Below are 5690 nucleotides of genomic sequence, written 5' to 3' on the forward strand. Positions count from 1 at the left end.
TTCAACACCACAATGTTTACAGATTGCCATAGCCGCGCCTCCTTTGGATTAAGGAAGTTACTATAGCCAAAATGTATCTTTATGTAAACACTCTCAAAAATTCTTGCCGATTGCTATTCAAACACAAAAATTGGGCAATGGCGCTTTTGCGATAAAGCTAACGTCAAACAATTAAGAAAATAATATTTGACAACCATTTATTTCTGCGTAGAATCGCGCCCTTAATTTTAACCAACCACAAAATAGGAGGCTGTATGTTCGATAGTGCAATTAAATTCAGCCTTGCATTCGTTAGTCCCCGGTAGACCTTCTCTTCCGATCTGACTACGGATCGGGCTTCCACACACAAAACCAATTTTTTTAAATTCGACCGATGGGGTCAAGGCTTTGCTTTGCCTGAAATGTCGGTCTGTGGGAGTTTTCTAATGAAAAACCAAACCAGTTGGGCTGCAAGTGCCGCTTCCCTCTGCGTCGAATTCGGCGAAGAAGACGGCATTGACCCACGTTATTTAGTGAAAGAATCGCGCTCGAAAACGTCACATAAGACCTTGCAACTGTGCAAAGAAGCCAGTCGCATTGTTACTTTGGTGTTAGCGGGTGAAACCCAACATCCGCTGTTGCGTGACTTACTCGTTATATCGGTTGTGCCAGAACAGGAAGGTCAATCACTTTATGTGACGGTTGCCCATAATGGGGATGATCTTCAAGTTTCAGGCGATGAAATACTGGCAGCCTTAAAGCAGGTGCAAGGTTTGTTGCGGTGCGCTTTGGCACAAGCATTAAACCGAAAACATACGCCACTGTTACGATTTCAATATGCTGGTGTTGTAGCAAAAGGAGGTGTCTGATGCCAATCAAGACCATTATTACCAAAGGCAAAGTACCAGTTAAAATTTATACCGATGACGTTGAGGCCGAAGCGTACCAGCAGTTGCTGAATATGGCGCAGATGCCGTTTATTCATAGCCATATCGCCGTGATGCCGGATGTGCATTGCGGTAAAGGGGCGACGGTGGGCTCAGTGATACCAACCGTCGGCGCGATTATTCCGGCGGCGGTCGGCGTGGATATCGGCTGTGGCATGAATGCCTTGCGCCTATCGATTAAGGCGCATGATTTGCCCGATAACTTACGCGGGTTACGGTTGTTGATCGAAGCGGCGATTCCAGTGGGATTCAACCAACACAAGCATGATCCGGTCAAACAATCGACGGTGACGGGTTTATCGGTAGGTTTGCATAAGATTTTGGGCAAGCATCCCAAGATCAACACGATGCAGAAGAAGCCTTACCAAACCTGGGTACGGCAACTCGGTACCTTGGGTGGGGGCAATCACTTCATCGAGCTGTGCCTGGATGAGAACGACGATGTGTGGGTGATGCTGCATTCTGGTAGCCGTGGGATTGGAAACGTCATCGGCGAATATTTCATCAATCTGGCCAAGAAAGATATGGGGCAACATATCGTCAATCTGCCGGATAAGGACTTGGCGTATTTCAAGGATGGTGCGAGGCATTACGATGATTATCTGGAAGCAGTCGCTTGGGCACAGGATTATGCCATGGTAAACCGCCGAGAGATGATGAACTTGATCTGTGACGCTCTGAAAAAGAAGTTACCCAAATTCGGCATCACCAAAGAAGCGATCCATTGCCATCACAACTATGTGGCTAGGGAACAGCATTTTGATGCTTCAGTTTGGGTTACCCGCAAAGGTGCAATCAGCGCACAAGAAGGTGAACTGGGCATCATCCCTGGCAGCATGGGGGCAAAGTCTTACATTGTGCGTGGCTTGGGCAATCCAATGTCGTTTTGTTCCAGCTCTCACGGAGCAGGACGGGTGATGAGTCGGGGTAAAGCCAAAAGGCATTTTACGATTGATGATATGGAAAGCCAGACTCATGGCGTTGAATGCCGCAAAGACAGTGGGGTGATCGACGAAATACCCGGTGCTTATAAGGATATCGACATTGTAATGGAACACCAGTCTGATCTAGTGGAAGTGGTACACACCTTAAAGCAGGTGTTATGTATTAAAGGATGATGTTATGGACATTAAAATTGCACAAGAAGTATTGGCTTGCCTGCCAGTCGGCAAAACTCCGTTTTACTATTGCAAGGATCGGTACGCGGCGTTCTTGCTGTCGCAAGTCATCGGCAGGCAGTGCGCGATCGCCGACTTGAAGAAGTCGGCCTATTCGGCTTTGTTGCACAAACCCTTGCTTAAAGAAATCCTGGCGCAATCGGGCGATGGCCAGTTGCGCCAGGAGCATCTGACCTTGGCTTGGGGCAAGCGTATAGAACCGTTCTTGTTGACCCTCGACATCTGGGGTGATAAGGACAGGAGTTGGGGTCAGGTTTCCCGCAACGGCTATAGCCTGGTGCTGCAACTTAATTTCAGCAACAAGCATGATGCCGTCTTCAAACGGCTGGCGGAACCTAGCCAATTTCACCAGTTTAACTGCTCGATGCATCCGGTGTTGAAACGGCAACATCGGGATTTCTTCCGGGAAACCCTGGCCTGGGCGAGGATCGATTTCGACTTCAACACCAACGAAGCGCTTATCGAAGAACTGCAATCCGATTGGTTAAGACGGGCAAAACGCCTATTGGGTGAAATCCAAAGCGGCAAAACCCGATTTTACAACTTGGGGGCAAATGCCAAACCGGATAAGTTGCGGCGTTATCTGGAAGCCGTCTTGGCTGATTACGGCGACATCTGGGACGAAGCGTTGCTGACGGCTGCCTTGCAGTTTATCCGACAGGAGTTGGGGATTGCCAAGATTTACCTGCACACGCCGGAAACAGGCGGTGCGATAAAGCACATCAAATACACCCAACCGCCAAGATCGCTGTACAGCAGCCTGCCCCGAAAATTCTGTTTTCGCCAAACAGATAAAGCGCCGGAATTCCTGCAACAACAAAGGACATTCCGGAAATTGGAAAAGCGACTGGGTGGCACCCAGTGGCATGTCATCAACTTAGGAGGAAATTATGCCGACATTACCAAGACGGCGACCGAGAAACCCGATCGCCCTGTCACCCTTGTTGCGTAAGGGTGGTGTTCACGAGCGTTCCAAATCTGGTATCCGTGCCGAAGCCAAGCAAAAATTGCAAGATGAGCTTGAGTTTTGGCAGGAAGAACTAAATGAAGAATGTTTATCAACAACAATTCGTTCCCGGAGTGATTCCGGGAACATTGATATTTATATCGCTAACTAGCGATAGCCACCCCTTGCTCATCGCCTCATACCCCGGCTTTGTTGTTGGGTAGAATTCCTTAAAGCCCGATCGCCGAACAAGTGCATTTCCGCGCTGAGTTGTACCCGCCGCCGCTCCAGGTGGTCTTGGTCGAAGCTGATGTTCAATCCAGCTTTCACAGATGCTCGCACAACGTTTTCCTGGAACAGTTCGTTGCCTTGTACCGATAATTGATAACCGTGCCGTTGCTTGGCATGGATGAGTGCAGTCGTCAGCACGTCTTGGTTGGCATCGGCTGCCACATGGAAGCGGTTGCCGTCGTCTTTGATGACGGCCTTGTCGTGTAGATAAAATACCATGCCTTTTTTGGTGACCTTGGCTTTAGGCAACTGGGGGTCGTACTGGGTTGGGCTTGGCTTTTTGTCGATGTTGTATTTTGACTTAACTATATAACTACCGCGCTGGTCATTAGTGACATGCCGTTGCCGTAAGAGTTGTAAGGCATCCCTGTTACCGCGTATGGCTTGTAGTTGTAGCCAATTGAGCCAGCTTTGCCGCGAATGTTGCCGGTACAGCCGTTGCCGGGTGCGTTGATAGGTCGTGTTGATATCTTTTAGGTTTTCTTGCAACGATTTGCTCACTAAGCCCAACAAGAGTTTTTTGCTGAGTCCAGGTTGGGTCAGCGCTTTTATCCAACGGCGCTTATTAGCGGCGTTGGCTTTGGCCCGTTGAATTTGGTCTTTATGCTGATCCTTGGCTTTGTGTAAAGAAATAGTCCGAGATTCTGTCCGTTCCCCCATTTCTCGTTGGTAAGTCGCATAAAGTTCAGCGCTGGCAATTTGGGTTGGCTTGATCTGTTTGCTGATTTGCCCTTGATGTGTCGGTTTGACTGAATTATTTGTTATAGGCGACCTTTCGTAGCTTTTTTTAACCTTGGTGGTAGCCAGAGTTTGTTCATTAATAGGTTGGAAACTGCCTAAGCATTGTTCTAGCTTGCCTTTGGACAGCTCACGATCCACGGAACTGGCTTTAACGCCTATTAGACTGTCTAAGGTGCTGATGGCAAGGCCGTTACCCCGTGGCTTTATACTGAGGCCGTTTTCATGCAACGCGATATGTAATGCCTCCCAGCTATTGGCTTGCTTGATCTGAGCCAAGGAATTATGTTGAATCCAGGTTATCAGGCTTTCTATACCGGCATGGGCTTCCATGTCCCTTGCCCTGCCAGCGGTATGGTTTCTCTGGGTGCTGTGGTTGTCGACTTCCAAGCCGTATTGCTGTTCGAGCTTGGCACACAGTTTTGCCAGGGTTTTATAGTCCTGGAAAGGGTTATGGATGGTGTGCTTGCTTGGGTGGACTTTGTTGATGGCGATATGGATATGCAGGTTCTCAGTATCGCAATGGACGGCACTAACCCGTTGGTGGTCTTTAAAGCCAAGGCCAATGCATATTTCTTGTTCTATCGCTTGTAGAGTTTCTGCTCTGGGTTCTTCCCCTGCCCTGAAGGAAACGATCAAGTGGTAGGTCTTGTCGGAAACCGCACGTTGGTTCTTAAGCTGGGTATTGAGGACTTCAAACACAGCATCCTCGACTTCGTCACCATAGCAGTTGGTGATGTTGACTGCCCCCAAGCGAAACGGCGTGTCTTGGTCATCAGTAATATAGGTGACCAATTTGGCAAAATGGCTTTTTACTGCTGCTTTCATCGGAATGGCTTTGGCGATCATGGCCTGACCGCCCGTTGGATGATTGCTTTTAGGTTTGCCTGGTTGTCTTCTACTTCTTGGATAACGTTTGTTACGGTTTCCCTGAACCCAGGCCTTCTTTCCAAGGGGAAGTTTTCTGCCTGGATTAAGCACAGCCTTAATAGGCCGAGTATGCGGCCTAACTCGACTTTGGCTTTGATCAACTCATCGGTTTGGCTGAAATCTACGATACGGGTGTTACCCAGGCCTAACGCAATTGCCCGTAGGTAATGGGAAACCGATAAGCCGCATTGTTTAGCCTTTTCAATAATCGCCTGACGTTCATCCGGCGTGCAAAAGACTTTGATGGGCAAGGTCCGTTTGCGGTTGTTGATGGCTTCAGTCTGATTGGTTGCAGTTTTCATGCGTCCACCTCGCTGTGTTCTAGGTAAACCCCGAGGGCAGGAGGTTCGTTGAGCGCCATTGGCGCGAATAAGAAATGTGAAGTGGGTCTGCCGCGTAGCGGTGGGCCTACTTCACCTATCCTGCCCGCTTTTTCTGTGTAACTTTAGGTATATTATTACTTAAAAAATAGTTATTTGTCAATGTATATGTGTATTTGTAATTATTATACAGTATGTTACAGTTATCTATAGTTATCTATGTTGTTTTCATAGTTATCTACGATATTCTACGGTTATCTATGAAAAGCTACGCTTATTGATAGCTGTCTATAGTGGAGGTAAATATGGCCGATAGCAATTCTTTAGAAAATGCCATGGCAGTTCTCGCCAAAGAATCGAA

Annotated in this window: 5 protein-coding genes; 3 read left to right on the forward strand and 2 right to left on the reverse strand. The window is 48.0% G+C overall.

The window, feature by feature from the left end; translation table 11 throughout:
* The first annotated feature begins 425 nt into the window (after nucleotides 1-425).
* From ABL924_RS17525 to ABL924_RS17535, 3 genes are read left to right on the forward strand one after another with little or no spacing between them, the layout of a single operon-like run.
* A complete protein-coding gene (locus ABL924_RS17525) occupies nucleotides 426-848 on the forward strand; it encodes a hypothetical protein (protein WP_349028386.1) in 423 nt (140 codons plus the stop codon).
* Nucleotides 848-2044 (forward strand): RtcB family protein, encoded by a 1197-nt coding sequence (locus ABL924_RS17530; protein WP_349028387.1) that lies wholly within the window; start codon nucleotides 848-850, stop codon nucleotides 2042-2044. The genes ABL924_RS17525 and ABL924_RS17530 overlap by 1 nt, the downstream gene beginning before the upstream one ends.
* 4 nt (nucleotides 2045-2048) lie before the next feature.
* Nucleotides 2049-3056 (forward strand): hypothetical protein, encoded by a 1008-nt coding sequence (locus ABL924_RS17535; RefSeq protein WP_349028388.1) that lies wholly within the window; start codon nucleotides 2049-2051, stop codon nucleotides 3054-3056.
* Nucleotides 3057-3239: 183 nt separating this feature from the next.
* Here ABL924_RS17535 and traI read toward each other — a convergent pair whose 3' ends face one another.
* On the reverse strand, nucleotides 3240-4928 hold the full coding sequence (traI, locus tag ABL924_RS17540; RefSeq protein ID WP_349028389.1) for a TraI/MobA(P) family conjugative relaxase: 1689 nt from the start codon (nucleotides 4926-4928) through the stop codon (nucleotides 3240-3242).
* Complete coding sequence (locus ABL924_RS17545; protein WP_349028390.1) at nucleotides 4925-5311, reverse strand: conjugal transfer protein TraJ; 387 nt, start codon at nucleotides 5309-5311, stop codon at nucleotides 4925-4927. Before ABL924_RS17545 ends, traI begins: the two co-directional genes overlap by 4 nt.
* Between the last annotated feature and the right edge of the window lie 379 nt (nucleotides 5312-5690).

Origin of the sequence: Methyloglobulus sp., from assembly GCF_040079455.1 — a bacterium.
Taxonomy (GTDB): domain Bacteria; phylum Pseudomonadota; class Gammaproteobacteria; order Methylococcales; family Methylomonadaceae; genus Methyloglobulus.

Coding starts and splice junctions, on each gene's coding strand:
- ABL924_RS17545 (WP_349028390.1), bottom strand. CDS start 5,311: ATGAAAACTGCAACCAATCAGACTGAAGCCATCAACAACCGCAAACGG.
- ABL924_RS17530 (WP_349028387.1), top strand. CDS start 848: ATGCCAATCAAGACCATTATTACCAAAGGCAAAGTACCAGTTAAAATT.
- traI (WP_349028389.1), bottom strand. CDS start 4,928: ATGATCGCCAAAGCCATTCCGATGAAAGCAGCAGTAAAAAGCCATTTT.
- ABL924_RS17525 (WP_349028386.1), top strand. CDS start 426: ATGAAAAACCAAACCAGTTGGGCTGCAAGTGCCGCTTCCCTCTGCGTC.
- ABL924_RS17535 (WP_349028388.1), top strand. CDS start 2,049: ATGGACATTAAAATTGCACAAGAAGTATTGGCTTGCCTGCCAGTCGGC.